Genomic DNA, 22,024 nt, shown 5'->3' on the forward strand with positions numbered 1-22,024 from the left:
ACGTCCAATGTTACTTAAACTGGAAAACATAAAAAAGACATACGGCACGGACACGGGCGTAACCTTCCGCGCATTAAAGGACGTATCGCTCACGTTCGGCGACAAAGGACTTGTATTCATAGTCGGGCGAAGCGGAAGCGGCAAGTCGACGCTACTCAATATCATAGGCGGGCTCGATAAGCCGGACAGCGGCAACATATTAGTAGGCGATGTCAACGTAGCGCAAATGACGGGTAAAGAGGTCGACGCATACAGAAACACCGTTATCGGCTTTGTATTCCAAGACTTCAATCTTGTAACGTCGATGAACGTGTACGACAACGTAAAGCTCGCGCTCGAACTTCAAAGCAAAGCCGACGAAGGAAAGGTGGATAAAGCTATTGCCGCCGTTGGCATGCAAGATAAAGCACATTCGCGCGTACTTAATCTTTCGGGCGGACAAAAGCAACGCGTGGCGATTGCTCGTGCGCTCGTCAAAGAACCGCAAATCATTCTCGCCGACGAACCGACGGGCGCGCTCGACAGCAAGACGGGCGAGGAAGTAATGGGTATTTTCCGCACGCTCGCCGAGGAAAAGCTCGTAGTGGTCGTAACGCACGATATGGAAAAAGCGATCACCTACGGCGACCGCATTATCGAAATGCGCGACGGCAACGTTTACCGCGACGTAGAGCGCGGCGACGACAACGGCGAAAAACCCGAGCAGGAAAAATCGGCGTTCGTGCTGCCCAATCTCATAAAGCTCGAAAAGGGCGAAAAGCTTGGCGAGAGCGAACTCGCACAAATCAACGAAACGCTGTACGAAAACGGCAAGTCGTTTGTGTTTGTGGAAAGCGATCCGCTCAAAGTTCAAGCGCTCATTCCGCAAGCGGGCGAGAGCGTGCGGGACGATAAGGTTACGGCAGGTTTTGCTCCGTATGTAGAAAAGGAAACGGAAAACAAACATATAGATTTTATCAACAGTAGGCTGCCCGTATCAAGCAAAATAAAACTCGGACTGTCCAATCTCAATCTCAAAAAAGTCAAGATGATATTGACTGTAATATTGTCGGTGTTTACCTTTATACTGTTTGCCGTGGCGATGAGCTTTAACTTTTACGATTTGCCGTATGCCGTGGCTCAAACAGTAGATAAAGGCGGCGATAATACGATTGCGATTATGCGCGACGGTGGCGGCGGTTCGCTCGGTAAGATAAGCGACGCGCAGGTCGATAGCTTCAAAAAGAAAAATCCCAATATAGCCTTTTACGAGCAATACTCGCTCGGAATGTCCGTAACGTACACGATATATAACGGCTTTACAGGTTTTGACGGTGTGTACGAAGTGGATAGCATAAAGGACTTTGGCTATCCGGTGATTGCCGGCAGCGATGCCCCACAAAACTACAACACTGTTATAATGTCGCAGTACGCCGCGACAAAGCTGCTCGAAAACGGTGCGGTATCCGCTTCCGGCATAACCGATATGGTCGGTCGTAACGTAACGCTCAATAACGAAAACTTTACTATCGGCGGCATATTTGCAAGCCCCGTATCTTACAGCGAAGCGGAAAGCGTGAAGTACGAAACGGACGAGCGCATTTACCTTGACAAGCTGTTTGTAAAGCGTGGGTTTGTGAACGATTATTTAGGTCGCATAGCGCAGTTCGACAGCGGCTTTTCGGTATATATCAGCTACACAGCTACCACCCAAAGCGGATACTACGGCGCGCGGCAGAACGTAGGATTTGCGGTAGGCAAACAAGAATATTACGACGCGGACGATTTTTATATTTCCACTTCGGATATTGACGGCGGTGCGGCGGAAATTAAACGCACTACCGACGTAATCATTGCGGATAACGTGCTTAAAAACGGATTTGGCATATATCAGCGCTCTAACGAGTACACGACTGTAAACGACCTAAATGAGGACCTTACGCGCGAGCTTACGCTGTACTATAACGGCTTACCCGTGTACGTCAGCCGCGACTTTACCGTAAAAGGCGTTATGCGCGGAGCGGGCTTCGGCGCGAACGGCATAATGCTTTCGGCGGATTTACTCGACAGCATTTTCGAGAACGTCGTGTATACAAAAATGCTTGTTGCAATCAACAACGGCAACTACGGCGATACCGAAACGCTTATCAACTCGGTATATGACGGCGGATTCTCGTTGCAGGCTGAATACGTAGGTCAGTATAACGACGTGCTTGCGTTCCTGTCTACTTTCAAGGCGGTAATACTTGCTATATCGATTGTTATGTCGCTCGTAATACTTATGCTGCTGTATAGCTTTATAGCTTCGTCCATAACGCTCACGCGCAAGAATATAGGCATACTCCGAGCGCTCGGCGCAAAGAAAGCGGACACCTTCACCATATACGCGCTCGAAGGCTTTGCGGTAACGCTCATCTCGATCATTCTCTCGGTCGTGATATTGCTGATCGCAGGTCCCGTGGTCAACGCGATACTCGGCGGCTTCTACGGCACGTACCTTGCGGTGCTAAATATCAAGTGGTTCGTGTACCTCATTACCGCCGCGCTCGCAATAGGCGTAACGGTGTTCTCGATAGTTCTGCCTATACGCAAGTATAACAACATTTCCCCGATAGAGGCGATCAATGCGAAAGTATAGCGAACGACACACGAATATTCGCAGGGCTTTGGCGTTCGCCGCCGCGGCGTCGAGCGCGCTCATGCTGTGCGCCTGCGGTAGTAACGTAGGCGGGCTGACCGACAACTCGTCGATTCCCGTGCCGAGCGTGGGCGAAAAGCGCCTGGCGCGCATAGCGTTGGAGGACGGGTACCAAAAGACGGCGTACGTGGTCGGCGAGCAGTTCGACCCGCGCGGCATGAACCTTACGCTTTACTACACGGACGGAAGCTCGGGCAGTAAAGCGGTAACGAGCGATATGGTGGTAGGCGAGTTCGACACGAGCGATTTTTCGGTAGAGGTAACGCCGCCCGTGTACGAGCAAGAGTCAGAGCTTCCGCAACCGACGAGCAAGCAGGTTGAATTATATTATAACAACACCGACTGCGCGGAGTTGCCGCTCCAAAAAAGACTGCACACAAAGGGCGAGCCGCTACGCGAAGAGGAATTGCCCACGCCGCACGCGCCGAGCGACGACGTGTACTTTGACGGCTGGTACTTCGACGCGGAGCTTTTGCGCCCGATAGACTTTGCTACCGATATAGTAGAAAATACTTCGTTGTACGCGAAATGGCTCGATATAGATTACAGCGTGATAGAAGCCGACTGCATCGAAAGAAAAACAACGCTACGCTACGAGGGCGAGTATATCGAGTTCGAGTACAAGGTGTACAAGAACGTTGACGAATGGTACTTCGACTTCGAGCGCGAAAAAAAGGGCGCGGTTATAGGCGACGAAGTCGATCTTATCTACGAGGTGGACGACGTGTTCTCAATGCGCGGACTGTACATGACGGGCGGAAAATACGGCGAGCGGATCTGGTGGGGTATGCCTATCAATAAGGGCATGGTCTTGGAGTTCGACACGAGCACGCCCGGCAGTCGTACGGTAAAGCTCGAATTTGCGGGGCGCACGTTCGAGTACCCGATCACCGTCACCGAAAAAACGCTTATAACGAGCGAGGGCGTGACCGTGTCGGATAACGGACAACTACTCAATCTTTCGGGCAATTCGGGCAGGTACTTGCTCCCCGAAAACACGTACGCCGTACCAAACGACTTCTCGGCAGGACTAAGCTCGGCGGTCAGGAACAACGTGCGCGAAATCGTTTGCCCGTCGTCGGTCACGAGAATAGGCGATAACGCGTTCGGCGGTATGTCACGGCTCAATAGCGTAACGATAGGCGAAGGCACGCTGTACATAGGCGATAACGCGTTCGGCGGTTGCACAAACTTAAAAACGTTGTACGTGTACGCAAAAGAGCCGCCGTATATAATGAACAGCCATTTCCTGTTTGACGCAGGCTCGAACGTAAAGATATATGTACCGCTCGAATTACTCGACGCGTATGTAACGTCGCCGCACTGGTGCAATTACAGCAAGCAAATATATTCCATATAATTATTACGAGGCGGCAAAAACTACTGTTATTGCCGCCTTTTTCGTATGTAAAGTTTGCGTTTAGCGGCTTAAATCGCCCCTTATAGGGCAAGTATTGACTAAATCGGTCGTTTGGTGTATGCTGTAAGTGTCAATAAATCTATGCTAATCAGTCTATAAAGACGGAGAGGTGAAAATGATGAGAAAAAGGTTTTGGATAATTCTGTTAGCCGTGCTGTTTGCGCTTTCGGGTTTCGCACTTGTCGCTTGCAGCGGTGCGGACAACACGGAAACGCATACCGTAACGTTCGTCGGAACGAACGACGCGCCTATCACAGTAAACGATGGCGAGTATATAACGCTGACCGAGCCTACGCGCGACGGCTATACGTTTGCGGGCTGGTTCACGGACAGCACGTTCAGCAACCGTTTTTACGGCGACGAGCCCGTAAAGAGCGATCTCACTCTTTACGCGTACTGGCAGGACGGAACGACTGTCGAGTATACTATTCGGTTCTATACCACGCAGTTGGCCGCCGAAAAAAAGGTAGAGGCGGGCGGAACGCTCAAATACTCGCAGTTCCCCATACTCACTCAGCGCACGGGCTACGTTGCGTACTGGTCTCTTAACGACGAAGTAGTTACGAGCGACATTATCGGCGTTGACAGGAACATGGACGTTTACGCCGTGTACGAGTCGGAGAGCGCGGTCAAGACCGTAACGTTCAACAGCATGGGCGGCAGTGAAGTAGCCAAGCAGATCGTCAAGGTCAACGAAAAGGCGAAATACCCCGTAGAGCCGTACAAGGACGAGGTATATTTTGCGGGCTGGTTTGTCGACGAAGCTTGCACGGTCGAGTTCGACTTTAACACAGCCGTTCTTAACGATATAGCGCTTTACGCCAAGTGGAGCACGACCGAGCCGACCGCGGCGAACGGTACGATAGTTAATTTCGAAGTGCCCAAGATCGTCGGCGACTTCAACGGCTGGAATTACAGCGTGAGCCAAAAATGGTCGGTCGTCGGCGGGCGCATGGGCGTGTTCTTCAATCCGCTTTGCGACAGCCGCATATATATAGTATACAGCAAGATGTACGTAGAGAATAGCGGCTGGACGTTTTACGAAGCTTATAACATAAGCGGCGAGAAAGCAAAAGCCGATCTTACGAACGCGAGCCGCGTCGAGAAAAACAATTCGGTAGACGATTATTATATCGCTATTATAAGAATGGTCGATAGAAATTTCAGTCTCGACCGTTACTGCGGCAACGATTACAAGGCGGGCTACGACGCCGACAGCGGCATACTTCAAGTCCGCGACGTGCACAGAGTTCGCTTCGAGACCAACGGCGGTTCGGCCGTTGCCACGCAGTACATTTCGGCGGGCGACAAGGCGGCGGTGCCCGAAGATCCTATCTTTCTCGGCAAGATATTCGTCGCCTGGACGAACAGAACGGGCACGACCACTATCAATATCGCGGAGCAGGTTATCAATGCGGACACCGTGTTCTACGCCAAGTGGGAGGACGCGTATATCGTTCGGTTCGACAGTAACGGCGGCACGGAAGTTCCGTCGCAAACGGTAGCTAAATCGTCGGACGGCAACGGCTCGCTTATAAAAGAGCCCGCGCAACCCACAAAATCCGGCTATTACTTCGGCGGCTGGTACACCGATAACAGCTTCGGTACAGCGTTCGATTTCGAAAAGAATAAAATAAAGGGCGACGTTACGCTCGTTGCCAAGTGGAATGAAATAGTGCTCGGCGTGAGCAAAACGGTAACGTTCGACTATAACGGCGGCTCGGTAAGCGCAACTCAGTCCAAAACGGTTGACGTTTACAGTGGCAGAACGATAGACGCGTTGCTGTACAGCCCGAGAAAGAACGGTCAGTACCTTAAAGGCTGGTACCGCGATAAGCTGTGCAACGTATTGTTCGACTTCGACGAACCTATCTACGACGATATCACGCTCTATGCGGGCTACGCCAATATCCCGAGCGGAAGCTATGCGGTGTACTACGATAATTCGCCGCGCCTGCCCGAAACTGCTCAGGTCGGCAAAAAGGTTCGCGGCTACGGAATATCGGGCGACGTGGTGTCGCGCGAGGGCTACGACTTTGCGGGCTGGTATACCGACTCTGCCTTAAAGAACCGCGCCCAAGACTGGCCGACGGCAAACAGCGGTCAAATCACAACACTTTACGCTAACTGGGAACTCGCTACAACGTTCGACTTTACGTACTACAACGAGGACGGTAGCGTATTCAAGACCGAAAAAATAAAAATCAACAGGGTAGTCAATTACGATAACCTTGTAAAACCCGACGAGCGCATGGGCTATACCTTCAACGGTTGGTACACAGATAAGGCGCTGACTCAACGTTTCCCCGACAGCATGACTGTCACGAAGGAAATCAACCTCTATCCCATGTGGTCGAAAGCGGAAAGAACGCGCGTCATATTCCACGATATGGACGGTGCGGAGCTTTACAAAGACCTTATCGAACAAGGCACTCACGACAGAAGCGAATATACCGCGTTGTACGATACGACCAAATCGGGCTACGTATTCAATCAGTGGTTCTTGGACAGCGAAAGAACGTATGCGTTCCCCGAAAGCTACAAGGCGGAAGGTGCAGATATTAACCTTTACGGTAGCTGGATAGAGGATAAAGCGGCGCCGAGCGGAAGCGGCACGGCAAGCTCGCCGTATCTTGTAAGCAGTTACGACCAGTTCGCGGCGCATCTGCTCAAAACGGGCAACAACGTAAACGGCAAGTATTACAAGTTCACTGCCGACGTTCAGTTCATAGGCGGCAACGAGCTCCTTGCGGATCTTTATGCTACGGTCGACTTCGACGGTCACGCGGTCAAGGGCGTTACCAAACCTCTGTTCGAGCGGGTAATGGAAGGTGCAAAGGTCAAAGGCGCAAAGCTCAACGTTGATATAAAGGTGATGAACGGGCGCGCGGCAAATGCGGGCGCGGTATGTACGGCGCTGTACGGCACGGTCGAGTTCGTTTGGGTAAATGGTACAATCAATCTTCCCAAGATATCGTTTGTGGGCGGCATTACGGGCAAATTCGGCAGTTACGACGCTTTGGTAGAGAACTGCCTTAACTCGGCTAATATAACAGGCAAAGATTACGTCGGCGGAATAGCCGGTACGATATGCCCGAGCAGTGTCAACGGTGCCGGATATATGAGGTACTGCGTAAACGAAGGCGTTATGACGGCAACCGAAGGCACGTACGACGATTATTCCAAAAAGTCGACAAAGCACGCCAGCGGCGTTGTAGGCGATTGCGTCGCATATAAAGTCATTGGATGTGTTACCACCACAAAAGGAGATAACCCCAATACGAGTTCTAAGTTGGCTTTCTGCGGTTACAACAGAGGCGGGTCGTCGTTATCTCCCGAAGGAATAGTTGGACAAAGGTTTAGTAATGAGGGAGTAACTTCGCGTAAAACTATGCCGACGGATCTTCTAAAAAATTGGCTCAACTATGTGAAGGGTGTGTCTAAGCCTACGTATTATGCAGGTGTGAGCGGAAACGATATTTATGAAGCCGATAACGGCGCAAGAGACTTTACAAACAACGACGGTGTGTGGTATTATGATGGTACGTCTGCAAACCTCGACGGTCATTTCAGACTTCACTATTTTGACTAAATCGTAACAAAGGGAAAAAGCGGTGTTAGAAGTAAGCAATATCAAGACCAATATTGTCTTGCTCAGAAAGAGCGGGAAAGTCAGTCAGCGGCAGTTGGCTGACTTTCTGCACGTCTCGCCGCAAACGATTTCGGGCTGGGAGAACGGATATTTCAATCCCGATATACCCCAGCTAATAAGCCTCGCCAACTATTTTAAGGTACAAATCGACGGACTTTTCGAGGACAAAAAGTCTGAGCTCGAAAGGGATTACGACGTAACGCCCGAAACGATAGGCGCGACCATTGCCGAATGGCGCAAAGCAAAAGAGCTTACGCAAAAAGACCTTGCCGATAAATTGTTTGTAAGTCCGCAGGCGGTAAGCCGTTGGGAGCGCGGACAGGGCTTCCCCGACCTTGCCATATTCCCGCAGATATGCGAACTTCTCGGCGTGTCGTTGCACCGGCTTTTGTGCGGCGAAAACGGGATAAAAAAGGAGAGCGAGGAAGGCTCGGGCAAGCTCGGCAAGAAACCGCTTTTGATAATCATTATCTCGTCGGTGGTCGCTCTGCTTGCGATAGTAGGCATGATCATCGGTATTGTTCTCGGCACGCGAAACAGCGACGGTGGCACGAACGTAGCGCCGCCCGATGGCACCGTTATCTTTATAGGCTCGTACGATGAGTTTACGGAGCACGCGGATAGCTTTACCGACGCGTCGGCTATCTTCGTTCTTACGGCGGATATAAATGCGGAAGGGCATAAAACGATAGACGGTTTTAACGCGACGCTTGACGGCAAGGGTTATACGGTGTCAGGCTTATCGACGCCGTTCATACGCAATATGTACGGCGGCGCAAGGATAAGCAACGTGCATTTCGATATAAGCATAACGGCGACTGTCGGCTTGAACGACCGTGTGGGCGGCGTAGCGGTAACAAACTACGGCTATATGGAAAGCGTATGGGTGTCGGGCAAAATCGATCTTCCCGGTCAGCGGTATATAGGCGGCGTTATCGGGAGCAACTACGGTAATCTGCGCAATATAGAAAATTCGGCGGAAATAATCTGCGCCGACTATGCGGGCGGTATTGTTGGCTATAACAACGGCATTATAGCGTTCGGCGCGAATAACGGCGCGGTAGCGTCGCTTTTAGGCAGTCCCGTAAGCGACGACGATCCCACGCTTATCAAGCACAGCGGAAGCATAGCGGGGTACGTGGGCTCGGGCGTTCAGCTTAACGGTTGCATAACCACGGTATCTAATATCGACGACAGAAACCCCTTGTACGGTCAAACCAATAGTAGCGTAGATTTCAGCTTGTCGGTGCTTGTCACGCCCGATATGCTCGATCAAGCGCTTTTCGAATGGCTAAATTACAATCCAAACAACGGCGACCTATACGATGGCGATAATATTCCCGTCAATATGGACGAAGCAATCTGGTACGACAATACGGGCAAGTGGGTACGCGTAGGCGACAAGCCGCGCCTTGCGATTTTTCACGCCGAGTAAAGAATCCGTCTAGTAAAAATTAGGGCGCGGAGCGTTTCGCGCTCTTTTTCGTGCCTAAAATCGGGTAATTCAAGCACGAGTTTAGTCGTTCAAGCGCGGCTTTACAAGGGTTAAGTTGTGCTTGATACGTTCAAATCAAGCCTTACGGCAAAGGTATTGACTGCCTGTGACGTAATATTTATAATGGAATAAACCAAAATCCTGAATTTAGGGGAAGTAAAGATGAGAAAGAAAGTTGCAAGAGTTGTTGCAGTGGCGTTTGCTACGTCGTTCGCGCTTGCGGGCGTTGCTTGCACCAAGGCAAAGACCGAAGGCGATTATACCGTCACGTTCGACGGCAACGGCGGCACGTTCGCAAACGGCGAAACGACCGTCACGCGCGGCGTCGATGCGGGCAGTTACATAACCGACGCGGAAACGCCCGTTCGCGAGAATTTCGTTTTCTACGGTTGGCTTAACGACGCGGACGATATCGTAACTGTCAATTTGTCTACGACCGCGATCGAGCAGGACACCACGTTCTACGCAGGCTGGAAGCAGGCGGTCGATATTACATACTATTACAACTATTCGGGCGCGCCGAGTAACGGCGTTTATCTTACCGAACAGGTGGGTAGCGGCTCGCTTTTGACCGAGCCGACTTCGCCGTCGCGCACGGGCTTTTCGTTCGATTGCTGGACAACGGACGTGGCGGGCGACAACGTTTGGACTTTCGCTACCGATAAAGCGACCAAATCGCTCAACCTTTACGCACAGTGGACGACGGGCGGAAACGGCGACAACGGCGATAACGGCGACAACGGCGACAACGGCGACGAGGCCGGCGACGAGCATAATATTACGTACATACTCGACGACGGCACGAGCACGGTCGCGGTCAACTCGGACGACAACCCCTTGACCTTTACCGAGGGTACGGCGGTAACGCTCAATAATCCTACCCGCCCCGCGTACACCTTCGAAGGCTGGTACACGGACGCCGACTTCCAAAACGAGGTCACTTCGATCGGCGAGAGCGAAACGGGCAACGTGACCCTTTACGCCAAGTGGAGCTATAACTATCCGTTCTTCGTCACGGGCGGGGACAACGGCTGGACCGGTTATGCCGAGCTCAAATCAAAGCCCGACGATAACGATGAAAAGAAAACTCACGCGCTTATGCCTCTTATTACGGGCGAGGGCGCGGAGCGGACTTGGGACGGCAAGACCTACGTTGCCGAGCGCGTTTATATATCGACTACCGTTGCGGACAGCGGCTATAAGATAATCAACGCAACCAAGTGGTACGGCGCAAACGGCTCATCCGTTGCAAATGCGGCAAACCTAACCGCAAGCGCGGGTACGGGCTACTATACCGTAAAGGTAGTCGCAAACGGCACTAACCCCGATTCGATAACGATAACGCCGTCGCTTCGCAAGGTGAACGTTTCGTTCGTTTTGAGCGTCGATTGTACCGAGGTTGCAGACAAAGAGTACAAGGACGGCGGCAAGCTCGACGAGCCGAGTATTCAAGGTCACATCGTCGATAAATGGTATAGGGACAAAGAAAGGACTGTCGAATGGAACTTCGACGAGGACACCGTCGACAGCGATATAACGCTGTATTCGGGCGAGGTCACGCACAAGAAAGTTACGGTAGAATACGTCGACCGCGCACACCTCAATTGGAGTGCACTTGACGAAAGCGGCTTCGGTAGTAGCGGCACTCTTTCCATCGAAGTGAATTACGGCACGGTACTCGATCTCAGGTTCACGCTGGAAACGGGCTACACCGATTCTGTCGTTACCGTCAAGGTCAACGGCGTCGAGGAGAGCGACAGCTACAAGGTCAATACCGAAGATAAGATAACGATAATAGCCGAGGGCAATATCGCAAAGAACGTTTACACCGTTACGTTCAACGAGGCGGACGGAACAGAGATAAGCAAAGTCACCGTCACGCACGGCGAAAAGGCGACCGCGCCCACGCCCGCGGCGATCACGGGCAAGCGGTTCACCGGTTGGAGCAGCGCGATAAACGCGGTAACGCAAACAATGACCGTGACCGCGCAGTACGCGGATATCGATTACATCGTAACGTTCTACTCCAACGGCGGCACGGAGATAGCCGATATAACGTTGCACTACGGCGATAAGATCGCACAGCCTACCGTCGAAAAACAGGATATGCTCCTGATAGGCTGGTACACCGACCCGAAGTTTACCGACGGCACGGAATGGGATTTCGAAAACGGCACTATGCCTGCGGCGGACGTTGAGCTTTACGCAAAGTGGGAAAAAGACCCCTCCGCCGCGCAGTGGTTCACTATCAGTTATAAACGCAATAAGACCGATGCGGAAGCGTACAACACCGAGGACGTGAGCGAAAACGGTTTAGTTACAAAACCCACTAATCCCAGGCTTACGGGCTACGTATTCGATAAATGGTTCGACGTGGCGACCGATGAAGAATACACGTTCGGCAGTGCGCCAAGCGCGGATATTACGCTTTACGCTACCTGGACGCTTAAAGCCCCGACCGTCACGTTAGAGGGCGTTACGGGCGAATACAGCGCGGACGGGTACGCGCTTACCGCTGAGCCGTCGCACGAGCTTGTCACGGGCGTGACCTATACTTATAAATGGTATAAGGTGACGGACGGCGAAGAAACGCTCCTGAGCGCGACGGGCGCTACCTACGAGGTATCGAGCGTAGCTGACAGCGGCGAGTACAAGGTGGAAGTCACGGCGACGGTGGGCGAGCTCATCTCTACTGCGGCGTTTGCGACGGCGACCGTCGAAATCACCAAGGCGACCCTTCCCGCAATTACGAGCGTAGCGTTCAAGGGCGGCGACGCGTACAACCGCACGATAACGTTTGCCGCCGACGATACGACTTCGGCTAACCAATACGTGCTCGAAATATACGACGCCGAAGACGAATTAGTTTACACCAAGACGATAAGCAGGACTGCGGCGAAAGAGTTCGAGGTGACGGCGGCTCTTACGGGCGAGTATACGGTAAAGATCACGTATGCACAGCTTGTGGGCGGCGCGGACAATATAGAAAACGTCGTAAAGCAAGCCACGCTCAACTTCAAGGGCGCGGGCACGCAAGAGTGCCCGTTCACCGTTTCGTCGGTTTCCGACCTTAAACTTATGGCAAGCCACGGCGCGGCGTACTTCGTACAGACTAAGGACATAGCGGCGGGCGCAGAGGGCGGAACATTGCCCGAGCTGTTCACCGAACAAAAGCCGTTTACGGGCAACTACGACGGCAATGGCTTTACAGTCAGCGGCGTTACCGACGGGCACGGCTTGTTCGGCTATATCGGCGCGGGCGCGGTCGTAAAAGACCTCACCGTCGGCGTCAAGATCAGTAGCGGCAGCGCTGTCGCTTACGTGGGCGGCGTCGCAGGCGTCAACGACGGCGGCAGTATTATTAACGTTACCGTCACGGGCTCGATAAACAGTACTGTCGGCACGCTCGACAACACCGCGAGCAGAAACAGCTACGGCGTAGGCGGCATCGTCGGAAAGAACAGAGAAAACTCCGTTATCAACGGCTGTACCAATAGCGCGACCGTTAAAGGCTACGTTGTTGTCGGCGGTATCGTAGGCTACAATATGGCGAACGCGACCGTTACCGGTTGCAAGAACAGCGGCGCGCTCGGCTCGGTCGATTCTTCCATGTGCTGGGCGGGCGGAATTGTCGGCTATAACGGCGGCAAGATCGAGCGCTGTGTGAATACCGCCGCAGTGCGCGCCAAGATAGATACAAACACGACGGGTGGCGGCAATAAGAACAACTATATCGGCGGCTTGGTCGGCGAAACTACGGATAGCAGTCAAATCACCGAGTGCGTAAACAGCGGCGCGGTGCAAGGCGATTACGCTACGGCGGGCTTGGTATCGAGAAACGCCGGCTCGTTAGAGTACTGCATAAACACCGGAAACGTAAACGGCAGGTATCTCGTCAGCGGCGGTATGTGCTTGTACAGCGGAACTATTAAATATTGCGTTGTCAGAGGTACGGTTTCGGCAACCAACGCAAGCGGCGGCTCGTACGCGGTCAATAACGGCGACGCCGAGCATTGCTACTACGTAAACGGCTCCGCGCCGTCGGGTACGGGCAACGCTAAGTACTCCGTAAACACCCTCGCAAAAGCGATGGCAACGCTCGACGTTCTCAACGCCGACGGCAACAAGTTCGCTTTCGACGGCGATAACGTAGTGCTTGCATTTACGGAAGAAGCTATCGCTATCGTCACGCTCACCGTGGACGGTCAAACCTACGCGGCGATAGCCGTTAAGCAGGGCATAAGTATCAATTTGGCGGAAGTCACCGCGCCCGACACCGACGAGAAGCACTATTTCGCGGGCTGGTACGTTTCGGGCGACGCCGACAAAGAATACGTTACCGACTATTCGGTAGCGGGCGACGCCACGCTCGTTGCGGACATTGCAAAGAATAAATTCACTATTACGTTCGACGCGGACGGCGGTTCGGCAGTCGAAGATATTACCGACTTCTACGACGCGACGCTCACCACGCCGACGTCGAGCAAAGAGGGCTACACTCTTACGGGCTGGTTCGAGAACGGCGCGGAAGAACCGTTCGACTTTACGCAGGAGCGCAGCGGTAACGTTTCGCTCAAAGCCGTGTGGAAAGCGAACGAGTACAATTTGATCTTCGAAACGAACGGCGGCACGCTCGCGCAAACCTCCAAAAAAGTGACCTATGACGGCACGTACGGCGAGCTTCCCACGCCGACGAGGAAAGGCTATAAGTTTCTCGGCTGGTACTCGCAGAACGGCACGGAAGGCTCTGATGCGGGCTGGGGCTCTATCAGAACGGCAAGCTCCGTATTCAAGACCGCGGGCGACTTGACGGTATACGCCAAGTGGGAAGAAGTCGGCAAGAAAGTATTGCTCGACTACAACTACGAGGGTAGCCCCGAAGCGCACGAGATCGGCGTAGCGGACACCGATACGACCATCGATATCGAAAACAAGATCAGCCGCGTCGGCTACACGCTCGCGGGCTATGCGACTACTGCGAACGGCGAAGTGGAATACACGGCAGAGCTTAAGAAAGCGCAATTCGATATGCTCAGGGGCGAGGAAAGCGAGTGTACGCTTTACGCCGTTTGGGAGCCGATAGAATACACGCTCACGGTCGACCTTGTCGGCGGCAGCTGGACGGTAGATGAAACCGAGATAACCGATAACATCAAGTTCACTATCGAGGATACGACCGACCTTGTTTATACCGTTCCCGGCGCAATACCCACGCGCGACGGCTACACCTTCGGCGGTTGGACTGTTACACGCGACGGCGAGACGGAACAAAGCATAGGCTTGAGCAACGGCTACAAGATAACGGCGAAGTGGAACGCGGTAGAGCATACGATTGCGCTTACCGACAGCGAGTATCACGCCGTTACAGCGGAAGAAAACAATATCAAGTTCACTATCGGGGACGAAACGGTAACTCTCCCGAGCTACGGCACTGTTGAAAAGAATGGCAAGACCTACGCCTTCCTGGGCTGGATAGAGAACGAGGGCGACACCCCGATCAAGTCGATAACCGTTGCCGATCTCGGCATCACGGGTACGGACGCGCTTTCTATAACTCTTACGCAGGTCTGGGAAGAAGCTATCGTAATAAGCGGCGAAGCCGACCTTGCGACTTACTTCGACGGCAAGACAAGCGCGGAAATCGCCGCAATGAACTATGTGCTTAGCGTCGACGCGGACAGCGCGCTGTACGGCAAAACGCTCGTGCTCGTTACCGATAAAGACGAGCTTAGCACGATCTCGGCGGATAGCGGCAACTACTACTATCAAACCGCGGATATAGCCGACGCGCCCGCCACGCTCACGTTTACGTTCAACGGCACGTACAACGGCGGCGGTCACTCTATCGGCGAGACTACGCAGGTCGTTGCCGGAGGCGGTCTGTTTAACGTTATCGGCGCAAGCGGTATCGTCAAGAATCTGACCGTAAAAGTCAATATCACAAAGAGCAAAGCCTATATCGGCGGTATTGCCACGGAAAATAATGGCAAGATCGTAAACGTTACGGTAAAAGGCAATATAAGCAACTCCGTCGGTACGGTCAATACAGACGGTCAAAAGAAGTCGTACGGCACGGGCGGCATAGTCGGCAAGAACAGCGGTGTAATAGAGAACTGCACCAATAACGCAACGGTTTACGGCAAGATCACGGTCGGCGGTATTGTAGGCTACAATATGGCAAACGCTACCGTAACAAACTGCACCAACTCGGGCGCGATAGGCAGCACTTCGGCAGCGATGAGCTGGGCAGGCGGTCTTGTAGGTCTCAACGGCGGCACGGTCGAAAAGAGCATAAACACGGCGGCGGTAAGCGCAGGTATCGGTTCTTCCGGCTCCGGCAACGGTTATAACTACGTTTCGGGCTTGGTCAGCGAAAACGTTTCGGGCGGCAAAGTTACCGAATGTATAAACAGCGGCGCGGTTCAATGCGACTATGCGCCCGCGGGCTTGGTGTCCAAAAACGGCGGCACGGTAGAGTATTGCATAAATACGGGCAATATCAAGTCGCGCTGGACGGTCAGCGGCGGCACCTGCTTGGAAAGCGGCACGCTTACAAAATGTATAATCATGGGTACGACTTCGGGTAGCGGCGACAATACCGCCGTCGGCCACAGCGGTACGACCACGTATTGCTATAACCAAAACGGCAGTGCGCCGACGGGCACGGGCAACGCCAAGTACGATGTAAGCACGATAGATAACGTGATAGCCATGCTCAACGTGCTCGGCGACAAGTTCGCTTACGACGGAAGCAACGTGACCCTCGCGTTCACTACGGGCGCGGCAAGAATTACGTTTACCGTAAACGGCGAGCAGTACAAGGCGCTCAATATCGTATCGGGTATCACGTTCGATCTTTCCAAGATGCCCGAACCGACGGACGGCGTGCTGTCGTTCAGAGGATGGTATCTTGCGGGCGACGAAAGCAAAACGCATATAACCGAATACACAGTAGGTGTCGACGCGGAGCTTGTAGCCGACATGGGCAAAAAGCAGTTTACCATAAGCTTCGATACGGACGGCGGCAGTGCGGTGAATATTATAACCGCCGACTACGACGAGGAGATAACCGAGCCCGCCGATCCTACAAAGGACGGCTATACGTTCGGCGGCTGGTTCGAGGACGGCGCGGATACAGAGTACGACTTTACGCAGGAGCGCGTCGGCAACGTGTCGCTCAAAGCCAAGTGGACTGCGGTAGAGCATACCGTAACGCTCGCGGGCAGCGAGTATCACGGGTTTGCCGAAGGCGAGAGCAATACCATAACCTTCACAGTAGCCGACAATACGGTAACGCTCCCGACCTACGACGAAATCGAAGTAGAGGGTACGACCTATTACTTTAACGGTTGGAAGCTTAGCACCGACGGCGACGACGTCGAACCGTTCAGGTCGATAAACGTTGCCTCGCTCGGCATTACGGGCGATACCGCGCTGTCTATAAATCTCGTGCAGGTTTGGAGCACTGAACGTAATGTCATATCCATTACGAGCGAAGCCGACCTTGCAACTTACTTCGACGGCAAGACAAGTGCGGAAATCGCCGCTATGCAGTACGAACTTAACGTTACCGACGAGAATAGCGCGTTGTACGGCAAAACGCTTGTGTTTATCACGAGCCTCGAAGATCTGACCGTTATAAATTACACCGATATAAACACGGACAAAAATATTTACTACTATCAGACCGTCGATATCGAAACCGTTACGACGGCGCAGATAGGCGATTTCACCAGTACGGAGGATGAAAGAAGGTTTCACAGCACGTACAACGGCGGCGGACATACGATCAAATACTCGACCTCGTCGCAATCGTACGGCTTGTTCAACACCATTGGCTCAAACGGTGTCGTTAAAAACTTGACGATCAATGCCAATATCACAAACCCGGGTTCGCCGTTCGGCGTGCTTGCCGCTCTCAATTACGGCAAGGTGGAAAACGTAACGGTAACAGGCAATCAAATCGCCGTTATCGGTCAGAATAGGGATAACGGAACTGTTAATTAGTCCTTACAAAAGATAAACCAACGGGGGAAACGACACGGAAATGCAACGGAGCATACGTAATAAACTTTTCATATTAGCAGGAATTGTGTGCGTGGCGCTGTTATGCGTTACCTGCTTTACCGTGTCGTTTGCCGCTTGGCAGATCGTAAGTCCGTCGACGACCGTCGACGGCTCAGCGGCGTTACTGTACGTGGACTATCCAAACGTAGTCGCAAACATTACGGAAGAAATCGTAGAGCCCGAGTGTCCCGCCGATAACAGCAAGTCCAAAAAGTTCGTTTTTTCGGACGGTGCGAAAATCGTGTTCGTCGGGCTTAATTATTCGGCGAGCATATCCTGTCATATTTGGAAATCGAACAGTGCAACTACGACTTGGCCGGGAACAACGCTCGACGGCGGCACGTATAATTGCAATTGGAATATTGCCGAAACAAAGGGTATCATATTTATAAACGGTAGCGGCAACTCTAATAGAACGGGTGACGACACGGCGTTTTTCAGTGCGCATTTCAGCGACGGATTAAAAGACAATTATATCTATACGATAGATTTTACCAAACTAAACAGTTGCTCTAATACCACCACGTCTGCAACTCTTAAAACTAATATCCCCGTACAATCGCGGGAGTCCAAGGAAACTAAAACCGAAATATCACACGGCGAAGAGAATAAACTCGTCCGTGAGGTGAAAGCAAACCAAAAAGACGTGTTCCATAATTACGTTTGCGTTTCGCGCACGGAAAAGTACGACGAAAGCGGCGAGCTTGTAGCAGTTACCGATCCGTCGTTTGCGTACGTCAATTTTTCGGTAAAGGCGGACGACGAGCAAGCGCTCGAAGCTCCCGTCAAGTCGTTTACCGTCACACGCCGCCGCACCGACGAAAACGGCGTTCCTATCAGCGGTACGTTCGACGTGCCCGTATACGGCTCGCCGATAGGCGGTACGCTTGAAGATATAAATGACAAAACGTACATAATGCTCGATTTCGGACTTGGTTCGGAGAGGTTTAACGCATTAGACTTTCAGATAGAAACGGAAACCGCGGCGTCCTACACTCTTTCCGCTACTGCAACGTTCAGGGATAATCACACTTATCAGGTAGCCAACAGCTGTTATCTCGGCTTCGGCGACTGGACAATGCGCGAGCCCGTGCTTATGTCCGGCTTGGTCGAAAGTAATTACGTAGACGTCAGCGTTACGGCAACGCTCACCGAGGGCGACGGGTTCAAGATGTTCGGCTCGGGCAGCGGTAGCGGCGGCAGTATTTCCATAGCAAAATACTTTGGAGCGGAGAATTACAAATTCTCTGAAGGAATAGAAAGCAACTTCACCGTTCCGAGCAATGCTTACGGCGCGGACAGCGATATCATTGTAAATACAAGCGGTAGGTATCTTATTAGATACTACGGCGCGATCAAGAATATCAGCGGCTCGGATTGGTCGGTCGAGAACGTGGAGATAACGCTTTTGACCGGAAGCGAGGAAAACGATCCGATCGTTATCACTTGCGAGAACGATCTGTCTAAGCTCGACGGTATAACCGCCGCGGAGCTTTACAGCACGCCTATCGTTTTGGATATTGCGGACGAAAGCGATCCACTCTACGGCAGAAGCCTTACGATAATCACAAGCGCCGCCGACCTTGCCGTTATGGAAGGCAACGTCAAGTCCAACGCTTACTATTACCAGAGCAACGATATAGATACCGCGCCCGCTTCCTCGCTTTACACGAGCGAAACGCCGTTCGGCGGAATTTACAACGGCGGCGGACATACGGTCGAAACGGTGTCTGTGGCAAGCGGCTTGTTCGGCTATATCGGTACGTGCTCTACAGTAAAGAATTTGACGGTAGCGGTCAATATAACAAACGATACAAGCGTAAATTACTTCGGCGGCATAGCGTCCGTCAACGATGGTAGCGTTATCGGCGTTACGGTAAACGGCTCGATCGTCAGCACGCGCGGCACTGTCAATACCGATGCCCAAAAGACAACGTATGCCACGGGCGGTATCGTAGGTAAAAATAGCGGCACGGTAGAGAACTGCACCAATAACGCAACGGTTACGGGACATATTTCGGTCGGCGGTATCGTCGGCTACAATATGGCGGGCGCGACGGTAACGAACTGCTCAAATACCGCGCTTATAGGCACTACGTCTACAACCGTTAATATGACCGGCTACATGAGCTGGGCGGGCGGACTTGTCGGCTACAACGCGGGCACGGTTTCGCGCAGTATCAACGGCGGCAACGTATCTGCATACAAGGGTAACAACAACAGCGACGGCAACGGAAATAACTTCCTCAGCGGCTTGGTCGCGGAAAACGCGGCGAGCGGCGTCGTTACCGAATGTATCAATACGGGTAATGTCTACGGCGACTATGCTATTGCGGGCTTCGCGTCGCTCAACTACGGCACGATAGAGTATTGCATTAACACGGGTGACGTAGAAGCGCGCTGGGAAGCGAGCGGCGGTACGTGCCAGGGCGATAGCGGCGCGGTCAAAAACAGCATAATGCGCGGCGGCGTCACTGCGTCTCAAAATACGACAACCAACCCGAAGTATGCGGTTATCGGCGCGGGCGCGGCTACCGACTGCTACTACGTAAACGGCAGCGCGCCGACTGGTACTGGTAATACCGGCAACGCCAAGTACGATATAGGCACGATAGACAAGGTCATAGCCATGCTCGACGTTCTCGGCGATAAGTTCGCTTACGACGGAGAAAACGTAACGCTTGCGTACTTAGTCGACGCGGCTAAGCTTACTTTCACCGTTAAGGACGCGGCGTATAAGACTATAAATATCATGTCGGGTATTACGCTCGATTTAACTCAGATTACCGAGCCGACCGATGCTCAGTTTGCGTTCAGGGGCTGGTATCTTGCGGGCGACGAAGAAAAAACGCATATCACTGAATATACTGTAAACGGCGACGCCGGGTTCGTAGCCGACATGGGCAAAAAGCAGTTCACGGTCGCGTTCTACGTAGACGACGGCGACGAAGTGTGGCATACCGTGACCGCCGATTACGACGAGGAGATAACCCCGCCCGACAATCCTACAAAGGACGGATATACTTTCGGCGGCTGGTTCGAGGACGGCGCGGAAGACCCGTTCGACTTTGCGCAGGAGCGTAGCGGTAACGTGTCGCTTAGAGCGAAGTGGACGGCTAACACCTATACCGTAACGTTCGATCCAAACGACGGCGATGTAGAGCCGACGGAAAAGGAAGTAACGTATAACTCGGCGTTCGGCGAACTGCCCACGCCTACGCGTGACGGCTATCGGTTCGGCGGTTGGTATACGCAAAAGGGTGAGGAAGATACCGACGACGGTTGGGGAGATTGCATAACGGCGGATAGCGTTATGGTCTTTATAGACGACATTACGCTGTATGCAAAGTGGAGGGATGAAAACAGCGCGATAACGAGTGAAGCCGAGCTGTTGGAATTGCTTGCGGGCAAGACGATTGACGAGCTGAACGCTTTGACGATCAATTTGGAAGTTGAAGATACCGACGATCATTTGTACGGCAAAACGGCAATCATATTCGTGTCTACCGAAGCCGAGCTGAAATCAATAACGGCGGATTCGACTAATTACTATTACCAAACTAACGATATAACGGCTTCGTCGCTTTCTACGCTATTGTCGACCGATTTTAACGGTGTCTATAACGGAAACGGGCATACTGTGAGCAAAGTGACCGCGGCTCGCGGGCTGTTCGGCACAATCGGCTCGAACGGCATTGTAAAGAACTTGACTGTGAACGTTCAAATCAGTTCAGGAACGCAAGACTATATCGGCGGCGTAGCGGCTGTCAATAACGGTAAGGTTTTGAACGCCACCGTAACGGGTTCGATCAGCAGTACGATCGGCACAGTTAATACAGGCTCACAAAAGACGTTATACGGCACGGGCGGCATAGTAGGAAAGAATAGAGCAAGCGGTGTGATCAGCGGCTGTACCAATAATGCGACTTTGTCGGGTAGAATAGTCGTAGGCGGCATAGTCGGTTATAATATGTCGGGCGCGACCGTAACAAATTGTACCAACAACGGGGCTATCGGTTCGACGTCAACAAGTATGAGTTGGGCAGGCGGTCTTGCGGGTCTTAACAACGGCACGGTTTCGTGCAGTATTAACACCGCAGGCGTAAACGCCACAAGGGGCAGTGACGGATCGGGTAACGGTTGCAATTACATAGCGGGCTTGGTCGGCGAGAACGATACGAGCGGCATATTGACCGAATGCATTAACAACGGAAACGTTCAGTGCGATTATGCCGCATCGGGCATGACGGGTATTAACAACGGAGCTGTCGAATACTGCATAAACACAGGCTCGGCAACGGCACGTTGGTCTGCGTGCGGCGGTTCGGTCGAGGGAACGGGAACGTTTAATAGATGCGTATTTACAGGCACGGTAGCTGTAACAGGCGGCGGCGGTGCGTATGCGGTCAAAAACGGTTCCTCAACGTATTGCTATTACGTAAGCGGAACTGCGCCGTCGGGCACGGGCAACGCTACATACAGCGCAAGCAATAAAGACTCTATGCTTTCCGTTCTCGGTGACAAGTTCGCGTGGGACGAAACGAATAATCGAATTACGCTTGCTTTTACTATAAATTAGATTTTGGGTCTAAAATTACCGCCGAATATAGCAAAAAATCGTTGTAAAGTTTGCGTTTAGCGGTTCGCCGTGCCCCTTATAGGGTAGCTATTGACTAAGCTCGCGGGTTTGTGTATTATGGTAGTGTAAGCAAA

Annotated in this window: 6 protein-coding genes; all 6 read left to right on the forward strand. The window is 52.5% G+C overall.

Going from position 1 to position 22,024, the window contains the following annotated elements; all coding sequences use genetic code 11:
• The first annotated feature begins 7 nt into the window (after positions 1–7).
• On the forward strand, positions 8–2,617 hold the full coding sequence (locus tag HDT28_05895) for a macrolide ABC transporter ATP-binding protein/permease (protein MBD5132101.1): 2,610 nt from the start codon (positions 8–10) through the stop codon (positions 2,615–2,617).
• A gap of 793 nt (positions 2,618–3,410) precedes the next feature.
• Positions 3,411–4,037, forward strand: a complete 627-nt coding sequence (locus tag HDT28_05900) for a leucine-rich repeat protein (GenBank protein ID MBD5132102.1) — start codon at positions 3,411–3,413, stop codon at positions 4,035–4,037.
• 175 nt (positions 4,038–4,212) lie between these two features.
• Positions 4,213–7,689 carry an InlB B-repeat-containing protein gene (locus HDT28_05905; protein MBD5132103.1) on the forward strand — a complete coding sequence of 1,159 codons (3,477 nt, stop codon included), beginning with the start codon at positions 4,213–4,215 and terminating at the stop codon, positions 7,687–7,689.
• 22 nt (positions 7,690–7,711) lie between these two features.
• Positions 7,712–9,184: a helix-turn-helix domain-containing protein gene (locus HDT28_05910; protein MBD5132104.1), complete on the forward strand. Its 1,473-nt coding sequence runs from the start codon at positions 7,712–7,714 to the stop codon at positions 9,182–9,184.
• Between the two features lie 222 nt (positions 9,185–9,406).
• Complete coding sequence (locus HDT28_05915; GenBank protein MBD5132105.1) at positions 9,407–17,251, forward strand: InlB B-repeat-containing protein; 7,845 nt, start codon at positions 9,407–9,409, stop codon at positions 17,249–17,251.
• Between the two features lie 40 nt (positions 17,252–17,291).
• Entirely contained in the window at positions 17,292–21,890 is a 4,599-nt protein-coding gene (locus tag HDT28_05920; protein MBD5132106.1) for an InlB B-repeat-containing protein, read from the forward strand.
• Positions 21,891–22,024: the final 134 nt, after the last annotated feature.

It is taken from the genome of Clostridiales bacterium, from assembly GCA_014799665.1.
Classification (GTDB): Bacteria; Bacillota; Clostridia; order Christensenellales; family Pumilibacteraceae; genus Anaerocaecibacter.